13 protein-coding genes and 2 tRNA genes are annotated in these 17592 nt (G+C 62.9%); 9 read left to right on the top strand and 6 right to left on the bottom strand.

The annotated features are described in order from the left end of the window. Window positions 1-174: 174 nt before the first annotated feature. Complete coding sequence (locus tag JOD78_RS15835) at window positions 175-525, top strand: hypothetical protein (protein WP_245202154.1); 351 nt, start codon at window positions 175-177, stop codon at window positions 523-525. A gap of 79 nt (window positions 526-604) precedes the next feature. Here JOD78_RS15835 and JOD78_RS15830 read toward each other — a convergent pair. Both JOD78_RS15830 and acs read right to left on the bottom strand, forming a co-directional pair. Further along, a tRNA-Ser gene (locus tag JOD78_RS15830) sits at window positions 605-695 on the bottom strand. Window positions 696-873: 178 nt separating this feature from the next. After that, window positions 874-2856 (bottom strand): acetate--CoA ligase, encoded by a 1983-nt coding sequence (gene acs / locus JOD78_RS15825; RefSeq protein WP_121038665.1) that lies wholly within the window; start codon window positions 2854-2856, stop codon window positions 874-876. Between the two features lie 419 nt (window positions 2857-3275). On the opposite strand from acs, the gene JOD78_RS15820 reads away from it, so the two are divergent. From JOD78_RS15820 to JOD78_RS15805, 4 genes are all read left to right on the top strand, one after another. Continuing rightward, window positions 3276-3887 carry a YqhA family protein gene (locus JOD78_RS15820; RefSeq protein ID WP_039786063.1) on the top strand — a complete coding sequence of 204 codons (612 nt, stop codon included), beginning with the start codon at window positions 3276-3278 and terminating at the stop codon, window positions 3885-3887. Window positions 3888-3918: 31 nt separating this feature from the next. After that, window positions 3919-5460: a fumarate hydratase gene (locus tag JOD78_RS15815; RefSeq protein WP_075257626.1), complete on the top strand. Its 1542-nt coding sequence runs from the start codon at window positions 3919-3921 to the stop codon at window positions 5458-5460. Between the two features lie 43 nt (window positions 5461-5503). Continuing rightward, a complete protein-coding gene (gene murI, locus JOD78_RS15810) occupies window positions 5504-6397 on the top strand; it encodes a glutamate racemase (protein ID WP_121038662.1) in 894 nt (297 codons plus the stop codon). Between the two features lie 137 nt (window positions 6398-6534). Continuing rightward, window positions 6535-6610 (top strand) — tRNA-His (locus JOD78_RS15805). 62 nt (window positions 6611-6672) lie between these two features. Here JOD78_RS15805 and JOD78_RS15800 read toward each other — a convergent pair. From JOD78_RS15800 to JOD78_RS15785, 4 genes are all read right to left on the bottom strand, one after another. Further along, the gene (locus tag JOD78_RS15800; protein WP_039786071.1) at window positions 6673-6954 is read right to left on the bottom strand and encodes a helix-turn-helix transcriptional regulator; all 282 of its coding nucleotides are present in this window, start codon (window positions 6952-6954) and stop codon (window positions 6673-6675) included. Next, on the bottom strand, window positions 6951-7271 hold the full coding sequence (locus JOD78_RS15795) for a type II toxin-antitoxin system RelE/ParE family toxin (RefSeq protein WP_121038656.1): 321 nt from the start codon (window positions 7269-7271) through the stop codon (window positions 6951-6953). Before JOD78_RS15795 ends, JOD78_RS15800 begins: the two co-directional genes overlap by 4 nt. 109 nt (window positions 7272-7380) lie before the next feature. Beyond that, on the bottom strand, window positions 7381-8046 hold the full coding sequence (locus tag JOD78_RS15790) for a response regulator transcription factor (RefSeq protein ID WP_039786075.1): 666 nt from the start codon (window positions 8044-8046) through the stop codon (window positions 7381-7383). 410 nt (window positions 8047-8456) lie between these two features. Next, window positions 8457-9266 carry a ferredoxin--NADP reductase gene (locus tag JOD78_RS15785; protein ID WP_209568505.1) on the bottom strand — a complete coding sequence of 270 codons (810 nt, stop codon included), beginning with the start codon at window positions 9264-9266 and terminating at the stop codon, window positions 8457-8459. A gap of 323 nt (window positions 9267-9589) precedes the next feature. Between JOD78_RS15785 and JOD78_RS15780 the strand changes: the two genes are divergently transcribed. From JOD78_RS15780 to JOD78_RS15765, 4 genes are all read left to right on the top strand, one after another. Then, window positions 9590-11365 (top strand): autotransporter assembly complex family protein, encoded by a 1776-nt coding sequence (locus JOD78_RS15780; protein ID WP_209568507.1) that lies wholly within the window; start codon window positions 9590-9592, stop codon window positions 11363-11365. Between the two features lie 57 nt (window positions 11366-11422). Next, the gene (locus JOD78_RS15775; RefSeq protein WP_209568509.1) at window positions 11423-15448 is read left to right on the top strand and encodes a translocation/assembly module TamB domain-containing protein; all 4026 of its coding nucleotides are present in this window, start codon (window positions 11423-11425) and stop codon (window positions 15446-15448) included. Window positions 15449-15656: 208 nt separating this feature from the next. Next, window positions 15657-17216 (top strand): sensor domain-containing diguanylate cyclase, encoded by a 1560-nt coding sequence (locus JOD78_RS15770; RefSeq protein ID WP_209568511.1) that lies wholly within the window; start codon window positions 15657-15659, stop codon window positions 17214-17216. A 3-nt stretch (window positions 17217-17219) separates the two neighbouring features. Then, window positions 17220-17582: a hypothetical protein gene (locus tag JOD78_RS15765; RefSeq protein WP_209568513.1), complete on the top strand. Its 363-nt coding sequence runs from the start codon at window positions 17220-17222 to the stop codon at window positions 17580-17582. Window positions 17583-17592 lie beyond the last annotated feature (10 nt).

The following is a 17592-nucleotide window of genomic DNA, read 5'->3' as shown; positions in this document are numbered from 1 at the left end:
TTCTCCCCTGAACGGTGACGTCTCGTGGTGCCATTATTGTTCGCACCGGCAGGCCTCGCCATCAGAGATTGCCTGAGAAGAGACGGGCCGTCTCCCGCTTGATGAGAAGGCGGATCAGGATTATCCCGATGGTGTTGCGTCAACAAAGCGCGGTAAGGTCTGGGCAGAGGAGAAATGATGCTAAACAGTTTTGCAGAGGATATCGCTGGCAGATATGTATTGATCGTCAGGAAACTGGCCGAGATGGCCGGGGCCAATCTGATCGTCGGTGACCTCATCCGCAATGCCACCCGCAATTGCCTGGTGGGCATGCACGCGGCGGGGGCGGAATCGTTCGAGATCCGTCAACATCTGGGTGCGTTGATCGCCAGTCACATCCACGCCTTGCAAGTACACAGCGACCGCACGCTGGCGGCGTGGGTGCATGCGCGCAATCATATGGAATTCCTGCTCTTCATCGAGGAGCGGGAAGAACTGGCGTTGCGCGATGAGGCTGGTGCGGGTGCAGGGGGGATGATGCACTGACCCGCGACGAGCACGAATGAACCAGGCATCACGCCGGGACATAAAAAAACCCGCTGACGTATCAGCGGGTTTTTCATTGTGGCGGAGAGGGGGGGATTCGAACCCCCGATAGGCTATGAACCTATACACGCTTTCCAGGCGTGCGACTTAAACCACTCATCCACCTCTCCTAGATTCGGGTTCGCGTTCAGCGAAGCCATGCATTATAGCAAGCTTCTCGCCGAAGCCAAGTCTTTTCTGCATCTTTTTCAAAAAGACCATGAAAAAACCAGCAGGACCCGGCATCCATACGACAACGCCCCGCCCTGCCGGCTAGCCTGTCACCGCCTTGCTGCGGCGGCTTCAGGCTTACTGCGCTTCTTTCAGCTGATCCAGGATGGCCGGATTTTCCAGCGTGGAAACGTCCTGGGTGATCGCCTCGCCCTTGGCCAGCACGCGCAACAAACGACGCATGATCTTGCCGGAGCGCGTCTTGGGCAGGTTGTCGCCGAAGCGGATTTCCTTGGGCTTGGCGATGGGGCCGATTTCCTTGGCCACCCAGTCGCGCAATTCCTTGGCGATCTGCTTGGCTTCTTCACCGGTCGGGCGCGGACGTTTCAACACCACGAAGGCGCAGATCGATTCGCCGGTGGTTTCATCCGGCTTGCCCACCACGGCCGCTTCAGCCACGATGCTGTTGGCCACCAGCGCCGATTCGATTTCCATGGTGCCCATGCGGTGACCCGACACGTTGAGCACATCATCGATACGGCCGGTGATGGTGAAGTAGCCGGTCTCCTTGTTGCGCACCGCGCCGTCGCCGGCGAGGTAGATGTTGCCACCCAGTTCTTCCGGGAAGTAACTCTTCTTGAAGCGTTCCGGATCATTCCAGATGGTGCGGATCATCGACGGCCACGGACGCTTGACCACCAGGATGCCGCCATTGCCGTTGGGGATGTCGTTGCCGGTCTCGTCGACGATGGCCGCCGTGATGCCCGGCAGCGGCAGCGTGCACGAACCCGGCACCTGGGGCGTGGCACCCGGCAGCGGCGAAATCATGTGGCCGCCGGTCTCGGTCTGCCAGAAGGTATCGACGATGGGGCAGTTCTCGCGGCCAACGTTCTTGTAGTACCACATCCAGGCTTCCGGATTGATGGGCTCGCCCACCGAACCGAGGATGCGCAGCGAAGACAGGTCGTATTGCTTGGGATGAACCTTCTCATCCGCATCGGCCGCCTTGATCAGCGAACGGATCGCCGTCGGCGCAGTGTAGAAGATGGTGGCCTTGTGGCGCGCCACCATGTCCCAGAAGCGACCGGCGTTCGGATAGGTCGGCACGCCTTCGAAGACGATCTGGGTCGCCCCCACGGCCAGCGGGCCGTAGGCGATGTAGGTGTGGCCGGTGATCCAGCCGATGTCGGCGGTGCACCAGTAGACATCGTCGGGCTTGATGTCGAAGGTCCACTTCATGGTCAGCACGGCCCACAGCAGGTAGCCCGCCGACGAATGCTGCACGCCCTTGGGCTTGCCGGTGGAACCTGATGTGTAGAGGATGAACAGCGGATGCTCGGCATCCACCCATTCCGGCTCGCAGGTGTCGGGCTGGTTCGCGACCACGTCGGAGAGCCACAGGTCACGGCCTTCGACCCAGTTGATCTCGGCACCGGCGCGCTTGTAGACCACCACGTGCTTCAGGGTATCGCAGCCGCCCATGGCCAGGGCTTCGTCGACGATCGATTTCAACGGCAGCTGCTTGCCGCCGCGCACCTGGTAGTCGGCGGTCAGCACGGCCACGGCACCGGCATCGATCACCCGCTCGTGCAGGGATTTGGCGGAGAAGCCGCCGAAGACCACCGAGTGTGTCGCGCCGATACGGGCACAGGCCTGCATGGCCGCCACACCTTCGACCGACATGGGCATGTAGATGACCACGCGGTCGCCCTTCTTGATGCCCAGCGATTTGAGGCCATTGGCGAACTGGCAGACCTTCTGGTGCAGTTCGCGATAGGACACGCGGGTCACCTTGCCGTCGTCGGCTTCGAAGATGACGGCGGTCTTGTCGGCATTGCCGTTTTCCAGGTTGACGTCCAGGCAGTTGTACGAGACGTTCACCTGGCCATCGGCGAACCACTTGTAGAACGGGGCGTTGGATTCATCCAGGGTCTGGGTGAAGGGCTTGTGCCAGTTGAGGTTGTCCTTGGCCAGCTTGGCCCAGGTGCCTTCGTAGTCTTTCTCGAATTCGGCGTTCAGGGCCTGGTAGGCGTCCATGCCCGAAATGGCGGCGTGACGGGCCAGCTCGGCCGGGGGTGCGAATACGCGGTTCTCTTGCTTGAATGTCTCGATGTCTGCCACGGTAGTCTCCAGTAGGTTTGTTTTTGCTTTCCGCAAAACATAGGCCGTTTCACTTACTCAGTCCTTACACAAGCAGCGCCCCTGTCGGGCGGGAGGCCGCTTGCATCAGGGCTGGGACAGCGATGGCTGCCCCCTTGCGCCAACCCGGGCAGGACCGCACCCGGCTGGCTCCATGGACGCAGACCTTCATATCGCTGCGATGTTCTCTGGTGTTCAAGACAACATATTGGCATTCTGGCACAGGTCGATGTTTCCCGCAGGCACTGCGCACGCGGGATGCAGGGCAGGCCCCGGAAATGGGCCAAGGGCGTGTAGAATACGGCCCCAAATCCGGAGCCGGACAGTGAACGCAAACGCAGCAGCAGCGGCGCACCGGATATCGTCATCCTCAGCCAGAATCACGCGTAGCACGGACACCCATGAAAAACTCGTCGCCCCAGCCTCCCCGCAAGATCGGCATCCTGCCCAACCTGATTTTCATGAGCCGCTGGCTGCAGCTGCCGCTCTACCTGGGCCTGATCCTGGCGCAGTGCGTCTACGTGTATCACTTCTGGGTCGAGCTGGTGGACCTGATCGGCGCGGCCATGGGCAGCGCCAGTTCGCTGGACCACATTCTGGATGCGGTCGCCATTCCCGGCGCCACCCGCCCCGAGAAGCTCAATGAACAAACCATCATGCTGGTGGTATTGGCCTTGATCGACGTGGTGATGATTTCCAACCTGCTGATCATGGTGATCGTGGGCGGATATGAAACCTTCGTCTCGCGCATGAACCTGGAAGGCCATCCGGACCAGCCCGAGTGGCTCTCGCATGTGAACGCTTCTGTCCTGAAGGTCAAGCTGGCCACGGCCATCATCGGGATCTCGTCGATCCACCTCCTCAAAACCTTCATCAATGCCAATCTGTATGACGCCAAGACGCTCATCGCCCAGACCGGCATCCATATCGCCTTCCTCTTGTCGGCCATGGCCATCGCGTATTGCGACCGGCTGATGGTGCATCCTTCCGAACCCTCCGACAAGCCGCACTGACTTTGCCTCATCCAAACCGAGAGAACCAGCCATGACCATCATCAAGCAAGACGATCTCATCGAATCCGTCGCCGCCGCGCTGCAGTACATCAGCTACTACCATCCGGCCGATTACATCCAGCATCTGGCGCGCGCCTACGAGACCGAGCAGAGCCCGGCCGCCAAGGATGCGATCGCCCAGATCCTGACCAACTCGCGCATGTGCGCCGAGGGCAAGCGCCCGATCTGCCAGGACACCGGCATCGTCAACGTGTTCCTGAAGATCGGCATGGGCGTGCGCTTCGAGGGCTTCTCGGGCTCGATTGCCGACGCCGTCAACGAAGGCGTGCGCCGTGGCTACTCGCACCCGGACAACGTGCTGCGCGCCTCCATCGTGGCCGACCCGCAATTCGAGCGCAAGAACACCAAGGACAACACCCCGGCCGTGATCCACATGGAACTGGTGCCCGGCAACACCGTGGACGTGCAGATTGCCGCCAAGGGCGGTGGCTCCGAGAACAAGACCAAGTTCGTCATGCTCAACCCCTCCGACAACCTGGTGGACTGGGTCCTCAAGACGGTCCCGACCATGGGCGCCGGCTGGTGCCCGCCGGGCATGCTGGGCATCGGTATCGGCGGCACGGCCGAGAAGGCCATGCTGATGGCCAAGGAAGTGCTGATGGAAGACATCGACATGTACGAGCTCCTGAAGCGCGGCCCGCAGAACAAGACCGAAGAGCTGCGGATCGAGCTCTATGAGAAGGTTAATGCACTGGGCATCGGCGCACAGGGCCTGGGCGGCCTGACCACCGTGCTGGATGTGAAGATCATGATGCACCCGACCCACGCGGCTTCCAAGCCCGTGGCGATGATCCCCAACTGTGCCGCGACCCGTCACGGCCACTTCGTGCTGGATGGTTCGGGCCCGGCCTACATGGAACCGCCGTCGCTGTCGGATTGGCCGGAAGTGCACTGGGTGGCCGACACCGAGAAGTCCAAGCGCGTCAACCTGGACACCCTGACCAAGGAAGAAGTCGCCTCCTGGAAGCCGGGCCAGACCCTGCTCTTGAACGGCAAGATGCTGACCGGCCGCGATGCCGCCCACAAGCGCATCCAGGACATGCTGGCCAAGGGCGAGAAGCTGCCGGTGGACTTCACCAATCGCGTGATCTACTACGTCGGCCCGGTCGATCCGGTGCGCGACGAAGTGGTGGGTCCGGCTGGCCCGACCACCGCCACCCGCATGGACAAGTTCACCGACATGATGCTGGAGCAGACCGGCCTGATCTCCATGATCGGCAAGTCCGAGCGCGGCCCGGCCGCCATCGAGGCGATCAAGAAGCACAAGTCGGCCTACCTGATGGCCGTGGGTGGTTCGGCCTACCTGGTGTCCAAGGCGATCAAGTCGGCCAAGGTGCTGGGCTTTGCCGACCTGGGCATGGAAGCGATCTACGAGTTCGACGTCAAGGACATGCCGGTGACGGTGGCCGTGGACGCCAACGGCATCTCGGTGCACAACACCGGGCCGGCCGAATGGAAGGAAAAGATCGCCCAGAGCGTGTCCCTGTCCAAGATTCCCGTCACCACGGCCTGATTCGATACCAGGCCGAGCCCGTTGCAGGAGCGCGCGCAGCACCATGAATGAAGCCGTCAAGCAGGTCAGTGCGCCTTCTGCCGCCGGGTCCGACAGCAGTAGCCCGATGCCGGCCGCAGCCAACGCTGCGGTCGGCATTTTCGATTCCGGCATCGGCGGCTTGTCGGTGCTGCGGCACATTCATTCCACCCTGCCCCGTGAACAGCTGATCTACTTCGCCGACTCCGGCTATGCACCCTATGGTGACAAGACCGAGGCACAGATCGTGGAGCGCTCGCTGACCATCGCGTCCTTCTTGCTGGAGCAGGGAATCAAGGCCCTGGTGGTGGCCTGCAACACGGCTACGGCGGCGGCCATCCAGGCGATACGCGCGCGCTGGCCACAACTGGTCGTGGTAGGCATCGAACCCGGCCTCAAGCCGGCCGCGCAGCAAACCCGCAGCGGCACCGTCGGCGTCCTGGCCACCCGCAGCACCCTGGCCAGCCAGCGCTTTGCCTTGCTGCAGCAGCAGATGGAAGCCCGGTATCAGGTGCGCTACCTGCCCCAGGCTTGCGTGGGGCTGGTGGACCTGATCGAGAAAGGCGAACTGTATTCGCCGGCCACGGTGCAATTGCTGGAGCGCTACCTGGGTCCGCTGCTGGAACAAGGGGCCGATACGCTGGTACTGGGCTGCACCCACTACCCCTTCGTGCGACCAGCCATCGAAAGCGTCTGCCAGCGCCTGGCGGGCGGCGTTCCCGACATCATCGATACCGGCCAGGCCGTGACCCGGCAGTTGCAACGCCTGCTGGCCACCGAAGGCCTGGAAGCGCAAGCAGCGACCGGTTCGCTGGCCGGCTTCACCACGGCCAGCCGCTCGACGCTGGAACAGGCTTTCCGGGGACTGCTCAAGCTTGATCCGCCGGTGCAGGCCTTGCAGCCGCAAACGGGCGGCTGACGCGGATGGGTAGGGTTGCGGAAAGAAATTTCAGGGCAATTGCCAATTTGCATTGAAATATGTTGCCATTCCCTGCAAGTGTTTGTATAATCTTTTGCTTACTTGATGACGGACGCAAGTCTGTCTGACAGTCGACGGTGGCTGTAGCTCAGTTGGTAGAGTCCAGGATTGTGATTCCTGTCGTCGTGGGTTCGAGTCCCATCAGCCACCCCAAAGATTCATGCAAAAAGCCCGGTCCTGGTGACCGGGCTTTTTGTTTTCAGAGTCCGCTGCCTTTACGTGGGAACTTCGAGCCGGACCACAGCCCTGCTTCCGGTAGCCGCTGCATAGCGCGCCAAGGTTCGCATGGATGGCATGCTGCGGCCGCTTTCCAAACGCGCGATCGCCGACTGCGACGTCTGCATCTTTTCCGCCAGTTCCTGCTGGCTAAGGCCGGCCCGCACACGCGCCGCGATCAACTCCTGCGCCAAGGCAAATTCGCCTGCCAGCAGATCGTATTCCTCGCGGACCGCAGCATTGGAGAGCAAATGCTTCTTCAGGGTAGCCAGGTCAGTCATTTTTCCATCCTCTTCATTCTGGTCAATGCGGTCTCGATGGCATGCCGATCAGTCTTTTGAGTCTTTTTCACAAAGACATGCAGCACCACAAGCCTGCGCTGCGAAACGCTCACATAAAGCGCCCTTGCAATCCCGTCACGCCCAGTCAAGCGCATTTCCCATAGCTTGCCCTCGATGGGACGCACATGAGGCATACCGACCGCATGCGGGCCAAATCGCTCCAACATTTCTGCGATGCGGAGAAAGCGTGCCTGCAGGTCGGCAGGCAGCCCAAGCAGCTCCGCATGAGCTTGCGGCAATAAATCGAGATGCCACATTCTTATTTTATCTCTTTTTTGATATATTTTGACGCATCATCCGCGACCAATGAATGATGAGTGGTTTCTGCAAAACCTCCGACATCTTGCGGCCGGACCAAGCAGTGCCCTAGTTGATCATCCCCGTCGAATACGCATACTTGATCAGCTCAGCATCCGTACTCAGGCCCAGCTTGCGCATGGCATTGTTCTTGTGGGTACTGATGGTGCTGGGCGTACGCGACAGGCGCACGCAGATTTCACCCAGAGACTGGCCTTCCACGAACAGGCGCACTACTTCCAGTTCGCTCTGGGTCAATTCGCGCACCAGGCCGAAACCTTCACCCTGCGCCCAGCTCATCTCCAGCTCGCCACGCAGCGAGACCGGAAAATACAGCTGCTTGCTGCTCTGCGTGGCCAGGCAGGCATTGATCAGCTCGTCGGTCTTCTCGCGCTTGTTGATGACGGCAAATACGCCCATGCGATACAAGCGGCGGATCACCGCACCATTGTTCATCGCGGTGTAGACAATCACCTTGGTCGACGGATGCTCGGTCTTCAAGCGCTTGACCAGCGCAAAACCATCCGACTCGTCGCTGTCATCGGCCGGCATGGCGAAGTCGGTAATGACGATTTCGCACGGCGAACGCTTCAGCGCACTGATCAGCGCCTCGCCATTCTCAACCTCCAGGTCGATGCGGATTTCCGGCAAACGCGCCAGCTCACCCCGAAGCGCTCCCAGCACGATGGGATGATCATCGGCAATGGCAACGTGCAGGACTTTCTTCAAATTCATGCTACCCCCAAATGGTTCAATTGACTGACAGGTGGCGACGCCGCGACATCATTGCCCTCGCTCATCCTCCCCTGGTTCGCCTCGACTTGCGGCCCTCGATTTGTCTGCATCGATGTCGACTCCCCCGCCCAGGGCGATGCCGCAACGGCATCGCGAAAAATTCCACTCCTAGGAGATAGAGAAAATCTGGAGAAAATAGAAAGGAAACTGCGTTATTCCCACAAAAAATCGAATAAATTCGACGTGTCAATAGAAACTATTCTATCTACGGCTTATAGCGGAGATATCTAAAAGATATTTATTGAAAGGCTCGACATCGTTTGAAGTCCACCTGCGTTTTCACGCACCCTCTTCTTCGATGTCTCACCTGTCTCACTCGCTTCAGTTGCTTCACCTGTCACAGCACAATCTCACCAATAATCCTCGGTCACGAACTGTCCGCCCCCGGTGCGCCGCAAGGGCGTCATGCCGCGCTCGCGCAGCAGCTCACGCACCTCGGTGACCATGTCCGGATTGCCGCAGGCCATCACGCGGCTGTGTTCTGGTGCGAGGGTCAGTCCGCTGGCCTGCTCCAGCTGGCCGTCCTTGAGCAGGGTAGTGATGCGTCCGGCCAGCCAGCCCGGCTCGTCCGGCAGAGCGGGATCACGCGTCACGCAGCGCAGCAGCTGCAGGCGCGCCGGCCACCCTTGCGCACGGGCCTGTTGCTGCAGGCGGGCGAAGGTCTCGGCGTAGGCCAGTTCCTCGCGCTGGCGCACCCCGTGCACCACCACCAGATCGCTGAACCGCTGCCATACCTCCGGCTGCTGCAGGATAGCGACATAAGGCCCCAGCCCGGTACCGGTGGCCAGCATCCACACCTGCCGGCCATCAACGAAACGGTCGGCCGTCATGAAGCCATAACTGAGCTTCTCGACCCAGACGGCATCGCCTCGCTGGAGCTGGTTCAGGCGCGATGTGAATTTTCCTTCAGGGACGATGATGGCGTAGTACTCCAGATAGTCGTCCCCTTCCGCCGAGGTGATGGAATAGGCACGCGAGACCACCTCGCCGTCGATCTCCAGTCCCAGGCGCGCGAACTGGCCTGCCGTGAAACGATAGCCGGCCGGGCGCGTGGTGCGGAAGCTCAACAGCTTGTCGGTCCAGCGATGTACCCATATCAGGCGCTCACAGGTCGCCTTTTCCGAATACGCATCAATACTCACACTGACACTGCTGCTCACTGCATTCTCCTTCGATGTGCTGCCAGATTGCCCGCGCGGCAACCACTGCCGGGGCATTACAATAGCGGGATGAACAGGAGCGAGGGCCATCCAGCCCTTGCTCCGGCACGACCGCAAGCGGCGGGGCAACGAACCAGTGTCACGAGAGACACGCGGGACGACCCGGACATGAAGCTTTCGCCGCCTGCACCGGCCAGGAACTATCCGCGCCGCGCGCGGGTCAGGCCTGAGTGGCGTGCGCCGCCAGCCCTCATCCTACCCGACTTGCCCCACGGCGCGTCAGGCTGGCCGCCTCAACCGACAACCGATGATGCAGTGAATCAATGACTTGGACCCGCAGCCTGGCCATCGCCTTTTTATTTTGCGCCGCCGACACCGCCCATGCCGCCTACAAGGTACAGATCGACGCGCCCAAGCCGGTGCAGTCGCTGCTGAAGGATTTCCTGGATATTTCACGCTACCAGGACCGCGACGACATCAGTGATGAACAGCTCAAGTTCATGATGGATACCGCCGGCGACCAGGTGCGCGAACTGACCTCCACCGAGGGTTATTTCACGCCGGTCACCAAGGTCAGCGCGCAGACCGAGGCCGGTGCCGAAGGCAAGCAGGCCGTACGCCGCATCACTATCAGCGTCGACCCCGGTCCGCGCACCGAGATCAGTTCGGCCGAGGTCAGCGTCACCGGCGTGGCCGCCCGCGACGATCAGGCGACCGTGGCCCGCCTGCGCGAGGATTGGTCGCTGCCCGTGGGCCAGCCCTTCCGCCAGGAAGACTGGAACCGTGCCAAGAACGCCGGCCTGGAAAAGCTGCAGCAAAAGAAATACGCCGCCGCCCGCATCGCCAGCTCCGAGGCGCGTGTCGATCCGGACGAACACCAGGCCGACCTGGCCGTGCGCTATGACAGCGGCCCGGCGTTCACGCTGGGCCCCTTGCAGATCACCGGCACGCGGCGCTATCCGGAAAGCATCATCCGCAACGTCAATCCGCTCACCGTGGGCGAGCCCTATGACGTCAATCGTCTGCTGGCCCTGCAGCGGCAGATCCAGAACACGCCGTATTTTTCCAATGCCATCGTGGCCATCGATGACGATCCCGAGCACCCCGAACAAACGCCGGTGAAGGTGCAGGTCACCGAATTCCCGACCCAGCGCGTCCGTGCCGGTGTCGGCTACAGCACCGATACCGGTGCCCAGGTCGAAGGCCGCTATTCGCACTACAACGTGTTCAACAAGGCCTACGTTTTCGACAGCCAGCTGCGTCTGGAGCAGAAGCGCCAGTACGGCGTGCTGTCGCTGGCCATGCCGCCGGATGACAAGGCCTTCGTCAACAGCATCAACACTTCTTACGACCGTACCAAGCTCGAAGGCATCGACCTGCGCAGCCAGCAGGTCGGTTTCAAGCGGGCCCGCAACAGCGAGAACTACGACACCACCTACTCGCTCACCTACTATCGCGACGAGCTGAGCCAGGAAGATGGCAGCACCCTGCCCGCCAACACCATCGTCACGCCCGGCAAGCACCGTGCGCTGGTGCCGGGCTTCGCGTGGTCGCGCCGCAATGTGGATGATCCGATCTTCCCGCGTAAAGGCAATCTGCTGACGCTGGAAGCCGGCTTCGCGCTCAAGGGCTTGCTGACCGACCAGAGCTTCTCGCGGCTGTATGGGCGTTTCAAGCAGTTCCTCCCGGTCGGCAAGCGCGACATCGTGGTGCTGCGCGCCGAGCTGGGCGGGGTCTTCACCGCAGGCAGTGCCGGCGCGGTGCCGCCCTCGCTGCTGTTCCGTACCGGCGGCAATGACTCGGTGCGCGGCTACAGCTACCAGAGCATCGGCAACGAGCAGAACGGCACCGTCTACCCGACCAAGTACCTGGCCGTGGGCAGCTCGGAATACCAGCGCTGGTTCAGCGAGAACTGGGGCGCGGCGGTGTTCTACGACGTCGGTGCCGCGGCCGACAACTGGAACAACAAGACCTTCTATCACGGGGTCGGCACCGGTGCGCGCTGGCGCAGCCCGGTCGGCACGCTCAATCTGGACCTGGCCTATGGCATCCAGAAGCGCCAGATCCGGCCGCACATTTCGCTGGGCATCGCCTTCTAGCGCCCGGGCAGCATCCGCGCCGCCTCCCGATGAACTGAATTCGAATCACCCACCAGCATGAGCGAACCGCAACACGATCCGCAGCAAGCCCCCTCCGCACCGCCACCGCGCCGTCGCGCCAGCCGCGGCCGCCGTATCGCCGCGTGGAGCGGTGGCACCGTGGCCCTGCTGGTGCTGGCCGCCGCCGGTGCCGCCCTGTATGCCACCCATACCGAGAGCGGTGCCCGCCTGCTCTGGAATACCGCCGTCAAGACGTTCGACGGCAAACTCTCCGGCCAATTGCTGGGCGGTACCGTGGCCGACGGTCTGCGTCTGCGCGATCTGCATTACCAGGATGAGAAGCGCATCCTCGACATCGACAGCGTGGATGCGCGCTGGCATCTGGCGCTGCTGCAACGCAGATTCAGTATCGATTACCTGCGCGTCGGCAAGGTGCGCCTGAACCAGCAACCCTCGCCGTCAGAACCGAGCAGCATGCCGGGCTCGCTGGAGATCCCGCTGGCACTGGACATCCGCGAGATCAGTCTGGCCAGTCTCAGCCTGACCCAGGGCACCTCCACCACCGAACTCTCCAAACTGAAATTGCACGGCAACTCCGACGGCGTGCAGCACACGCTGGTGCTGGACAGCCTCACCACGCCTTTCGGTGACGCCACCGCCCTGCTGCACCTGAACGGCAAGCAGCCCTTCGCCATCGGCGGCGGGCTGGAACTGGCCGGTGCCTACCAATATGGCGAAAGCAAGGAGCAATACCAGCTGGCGGCGCAACTGTCTGGCTCGCTGCAGGAACTGGGCATCGCGCTCACCGCCGGCGGCGACAAGCTCAAGGGCCAGGCCGACATCGTCGCCACGCCCTTTGCCAGCGTGCCGCTCAAGCGCGCCAAGGTGGACCTGCAACACCTCAATCCGCAAGCCTTCAACGCCGCCGCACCAGCCGCCGACCTGAACCTGCGCGCCGACCTCGCGCCGCCCGCCGGCCTGGCTGCCGACGCACCGCTGCAAGTCGCCGGCCGCGTCGAGATCGACAACGCCCGTCCCGGCAGTCTGGACCAGCAACGCCTGCCGCTGCTCTCGGCCAGCGCCGACCTGAAACTGGACCTGCAGCAACAAACCCTGTCACGGCTGGAGATCCGTCTGCCGCAGCAAGGGCGCATCGAAGGCAGCGGCCAGTTCCGGCCCGGCAGCAGCGAGCCCGGCAAGCAGGAACCGCTGTCCGGACAGTTCAAGCTGCGCGTGAGCGATCTGGACCTGAACCAGCTGCATCGCCAGGTGCGCCCGACCCGGCTGTCCGGTCCGGTCGACCTCACGCTCGCTCCCGACGCGCAGCAAGTCCTGCTGACCCTGCAGGACAGCACGCTGAAGCTGCATGTGGACAGCGTGATCGGCCAAGATCGCGTGCAACTGCGCGAGGCCTCGCTGACGGCCGGCAAGTCGCGCCTGGAAACCTCCGGCACGCTGCAGACCGCCGCTGCCATGGAGTACGCCTTCAAGGGCCGCCTGGTGGACTTCGATCCGACCGCCGTGCTGCAGGCAGTGACGCCGCCGCCCGCAAGTGCGGGCAAGGGTCGCAAACGTACCGCAGCAGCGGCTTCCAAACCGGTGCCGGCGCGCATCAACATGGATTTCAATGCCGCCGGTGCACTCTCGCCTGAGCTGAAGCTCAAGCTGGGCTTCCGCATCCATGACAGCACCTACGACGCCCTGCCCATGAGCGGCCAGGGCGACATCAACCTGGCCGGCATGCGCCTCTTGCCCAGCCGCGCCAATGTACAGATCGCCGGCAATACGCTGGATCTGGACGGCAGCTTCGGCACCGCCCGCGACAAGCTCAAGCTCAAGGTCGATGCGCCGCAACTGGCGCGCCTGGGTTATGGCCTGGGCGGGCTGTTGCGGGTGGACGGCATCCTCAGCGGTACGCGCGAACGCCCCAACCTGCTGGCCAGTTTCCAGGCCGAGCAACTGGCCTTCGGCCCGCACAAGCTGCATCACCTGTCCGGCCAGAGCGAGTTGCACAGCAACCTGGCTGCCGGCGTGGCTTCGCCCGACAACCGCCTGGCCCTGAGCCTGGAAGGCGATGGCTACAGCGGCCCGCAAGCCGAACTGGCGCGCCTGTCGCTCAAGCTCGATGGTACCTACGCCAGCCACACGCTGGCCCTGCAAGCCAAGGGCAAGCTGGCTGATCAGGTGCTGGACCTGAACCTGGCCGCGCACGGGAAAGTCACTGAAAAGACCCGTGGCAACTATGGCTGGGCCGGCAGTCTCGACCAGTTCAGCAACCAGGGCTTGCCGCGCATCGCCATGACCAGCCCGCTCACGCTGGACGCCTCGGCCGAGGGCATCGAGGCCGGCAGCACCCGCATCGAGATCGACCGTACCGCGCTGGATCTCAAGCGCCTGTCCTACCGCCAGGGCCGTCTGGCTTCCGCCGGACAGGTACGCGCGCTGGATGTGGGCCGGGTGCTGGAACTGGTACAGCAGTTCACCGGCACGCCGCCACCGGTCAAGACCGACCTGGTGCTGGACAGCGACTGGGACTTCAGCCTGGCCGAGACCGCCAGCGGCTATCTGCAGATCGCGCGCAAGTCAGGCGATGTGCGGGTGACCACCAGCGTCGGCGAAGCGGCCATGGGCCTGTCCGAACTGCAGCTGCGCAGCCAGTTCCAGGGCGAGCGCATGAACGTGACCGGCCGCGTCAACGCCGCCCGCATCGGCACGCTGGACCTCGGCGGAGATATCGGCCTGCGCCGGGTAGAGTCGCTGCTGGCGCTGGCCCCCGAATCGCCGCTCAACCTGAAGGCCAGTCTCGATGTACCGGAACTCAAGCGCGTAGGCGACCTGATCGGTCCGCAAGTGAGCCTCAACGGCAAGCTGGCCGCCAGCCTCAATGCCGGCGGCACGCTGGCGCAGCCGCGTCTGTCCGGGGCCATCAATGGCGACAACCTGGCCGTGACCGAATTCGACCAGGGCATCCAGCTCAAGGATGGCATCGTGCGCATCGTCATGGACAGCAACGTGATCGAACTGCGCCAGATCGAATTCCATGGCGGACGCGGCACCCTGCGCGCCGGCGGCAAGATCCAGCTGGGGGCCGACAATCCCGACCTCAACGCCACCCTCACCGCCGACCATCTGGAACTGTTCGCCAGCCCGGACCGCCAGCTGATGCTCTCCGGCGAAGGCAAGATCAGCAACGTCAACGAACAGTTGCGGGTGGATGGCAAGTTCACCGTGGACCGTGCCCTGTTCGACCTGCCCAAGAGCAGCGCCCCCAAGCTGGGCGATGACGTGGTCATCGTCAGCCGCAGCGGCAAGAACCGCGTCGGTGCGGCAGCCTCCTCGCAACAGAAACTGGAAGCGGCCACCGAAAAACCGGCCAGCAAGTTCGCCCCGGTCATCAACCTGGCGGTCGACCTGGGCAACGACTTCCGCTTCCGCGGCAGCGGCGCAGACCTGCGCTTGCGGGGCGATATGAATGTTCGCAGCGAACCGCTCTCGCCGCTGCGCGCCACGGGCACCATCAACGTGGCCGAGGGCAGTTATGAAGCTTTTGGCACAAAACTCAATATCGAGCGTGGCATCATCAACTTCCAGGGGCCGATCGCCAATCCCAACATCAACATCCTGGCCATGCGCCGCAACCAGGATGTCGAAGCCGGGGTCTCGGTGACCGGCAATGCCAACCAGCCGCGCGTGCAGCTGGTGTCCGAACCCAATGTGCCGGATGACGAAAAACTGTCCTGGATGATGTTCGGCCACGGCACCGACAGCTCCAGCATCGGCCAGCGTACCGCCAGCAGCCAGGCGCTGGCGCTGGTGGGCAACATGGGCGGCAAGCGCATCGCCAAGGATATCGGACTGGACCAGTTCAGCATCGGCTCCAGCGAATCGGGACTGACGGACGAACAAGTGGTCAACCTGGGCAAGGCCATCACCGAGAAGATCACGCTGGGCTACGAGCAGAGCCTGCAGGGGGCCGCCAGCGTGGCCAAGGCCACCTGGCAGATCTCGCGGCGCTGGTCGGTAGTGGCGCGCGCCGGCACCATCAATGGCCTGAACATCCTCTTCAGCCGCCGTTACGACTGAGGCGGGCACACCACGGCAGCGGGCAACAGGGGCCCCGCTGCCGCACGTGCAGCACGGGGACGCTTGCCCTTGCGAGGGGGGAATCTGTTAATCTCCGTACAAGTTCAGGACATCCCTGATAGACGTGCCCAACAGCTTCAACAACAATGCAATCGGGCAAGAAAGGTGCCGGGGGGGGGAAACGCCGTTTCCGGGGGAAAGCGACAACATGCCAGAACAAAGAATTCAGCGCGCATCCAAGACGGCCAAGCTGTTCGTGGTCGTGGTCTGTCTCATCATCGTGGTACTGGAGGCCTGGTCGGCCTGGCGAGCCTATGAAGTGGCCACCGACGAGGCCATTCGCAATGCATCCAACATGGCGCTGGCCCTGACCCAGCATGCCGACCAATCCTTCAAGGAAATCGACGTGGTGCTGCTGGGCATCCAGGAGCACATGGAATATGACGGCCCCGGCGTGGCCGGCCGTCGCCGCACCCACGAATTCATGGTGGCCTCGGTGGCCGCCGTGCCGCAACTGGCCGGCCTGATGGTGTATGACGAAGCGGGTCTGGCCATCGGCACCTCGCAAGCCACCCTGGAACACCGCTACATCCAGGATGATTATTTCCTGCATCACCAGCGCCTGCGCACCGACCAGGCCTACATTGGCAAGCCCATGCGCAGCCGTACCAACGGCCAGTGGATCGTGACCATGAGCCGCCGCATCAACCATGCAGACGGCAGCTTTGCCGGGGTGGTGGTGGCCGATGTCGATCTTTCCCACTTCCAGCGCTATTACGAACAGTTCGCCATCGGCCGCGATGGCGCCATCCTGTTCGGACTCAAGGAAGGTACCGTGATCTACCGCCAGCCGCTGCTGAGCTATTCGATCGGGCTGGACATCTCCAAGTCCAGGCTGGTCACCAATTACCTGAGCAAGGCCGAACAAGGCAGCTTCGAGTTGCGCTCGCCGCGCGACGACATCGTGCGCCTGACCAGCTTCCAGCATTGCAGCCTGTATCCCTTGTTCGTGGCGGTGGCGCTGGCCAAGGACGACGTGCTGGAAGACTGGACGCGGCGTGTGTGGATCCGCGGCATCGCCGTGATGCTGTTGCTCATCATCATCGCCTATGGCGGCAACCGTCTGGTGGCACAAGTGGCCGGACGCGAGAATGCGGAACTGGAAGCCATCTCCGCGCGGACCGAACTGGAACGCCTGTATCGCACCCTGGAAGCGCAGTCGCAGAAGGATGGCCTGACCGACGTCTTCAACCGCCGCTACTTCGATGCCGCCCTGACGGCCGAACTGGCGCGCCTGAACCGCTCCGGCGAATCGCTCTCGCTGATCATGGTGGATGTGGACCACTTCAAACGCTACAACGATACCTACGGCCACGCTGCGGGCGACATCTGTCTCAAGCAGGTGGCCGCCGCCCTCAACAGCGTGGCGCGCCGCCAGGGCGACATTGTGGCGCGCTACGGCGGCGAGGAATTCGCGCTGATCCTGCCCAATTGCAATGCCGCCAGTGCCAGCGCCATTTCCAGCCGCCTGGTTCAGGCCGTGCGCGCCCTGAACATCCCGCACGAAGGCAGCTCGGTCGGCCATGTCACCATCAGCGTGGGCGCCGCCAGCCTGGCCAGCGGCAAGGGTGCGCAGGTCGATGCACGCGAACTGATCGACACCGCCGACGCCGCCCTCTATCGCGCCAAGGAACAAGGCCGCGACCGCGCCATCCAGCATGACTATCCCCGCCTGTCCGTGATCTCCGACTATCCTGGCCTGAGGTGAACGATGCGCTGCCTGATCCGCTACCAGTTGCGTGATGAAGCCAGTCCGGCCCATCACGAATTCATCACCGAAGCATCCGATGCCGAACAGGTGATCCGGCACCTGACCGAATTCCTGCATCCGGAGGTGGTGTTTGAATTTCTGCCCATGCAGCCCGGCGGCAAGGACAGCATCACCCAGCTGCGTGCGCGCATGGCGCATGCGCGCGATTATCTGGAACAGTATTGCGGCTTGCAGAGCCTGTCCTACATGCTTCTGCCCGAGGGCGCGACCTCGGCACAGGGCAAGTGGAAGAGCGTGCTGTTGAGCGGCCAGATGGCCTCCGGATCACTGCACCCGGAAGGCCGCGACGAAGACAGCGCCTGAGCGGCCGGCG

The organism is Herbaspirillum sp. 1130, assembly GCF_017833835.1.
Taxonomy (GTDB): domain Bacteria; phylum Pseudomonadota; class Gammaproteobacteria; order Burkholderiales; family Burkholderiaceae_D; genus Herbaspirillum; species Herbaspirillum huttiense.
The sequence above is the reverse complement of the archived record's forward strand: the minus strand, read 5'-3'. Positions and strand labels throughout refer to the sequence as shown.

Bases quoted from the DNA above. Each gene is read 5' to 3' on its own strand.
- JOD78_RS15820 (WP_039786063.1), top strand. From the start codon at position 3,276: ATGAAAAACTCGTCGCCCCAGCCTCCCCGCAAGATCGGCATCCTGCCC.
- JOD78_RS15815 (WP_075257626.1), top strand. From the start codon at position 3,919: ATGACCATCATCAAGCAAGACGATCTCATCGAATCCGTCGCCGCCGCG.
- JOD78_RS15765 (WP_209568513.1), top strand. From the start codon at position 17,220: ATGCGCTGCCTGATCCGCTACCAGTTGCGTGATGAAGCCAGTCCGGCC.
- JOD78_RS15795 (WP_121038656.1), bottom strand. From the start codon at position 7,271: ATGTGGCATCTCGATTTATTGCCGCAAGCTCATGCGGAGCTGCTTGGG.
- JOD78_RS15835 (WP_245202154.1), top strand. From the start codon at position 175: ATGATGCTAAACAGTTTTGCAGAGGATATCGCTGGCAGATATGTATTG.
- JOD78_RS15780 (WP_209568507.1), top strand. From the start codon at position 9,590: ATGACTTGGACCCGCAGCCTGGCCATCGCCTTTTTATTTTGCGCCGCC.
- JOD78_RS15770 (WP_209568511.1), top strand. From the start codon at position 15,657: ATGCCAGAACAAAGAATTCAGCGCGCATCCAAGACGGCCAAGCTGTTC.
- JOD78_RS15790 (WP_039786075.1), bottom strand. From the start codon at position 8,046: ATGAATTTGAAGAAAGTCCTGCACGTTGCCATTGCCGATGATCATCCC.
- JOD78_RS15775 (WP_209568509.1), top strand. From the start codon at position 11,423: ATGAGCGAACCGCAACACGATCCGCAGCAAGCCCCCTCCGCACCGCCA.
- JOD78_RS15800 (WP_039786071.1), bottom strand. From the start codon at position 6,954: ATGACTGACCTGGCTACCCTGAAGAAGCATTTGCTCTCCAATGCTGCG.
- murI (WP_121038662.1), top strand. From the start codon at position 5,504: ATGAATGAAGCCGTCAAGCAGGTCAGTGCGCCTTCTGCCGCCGGGTCC.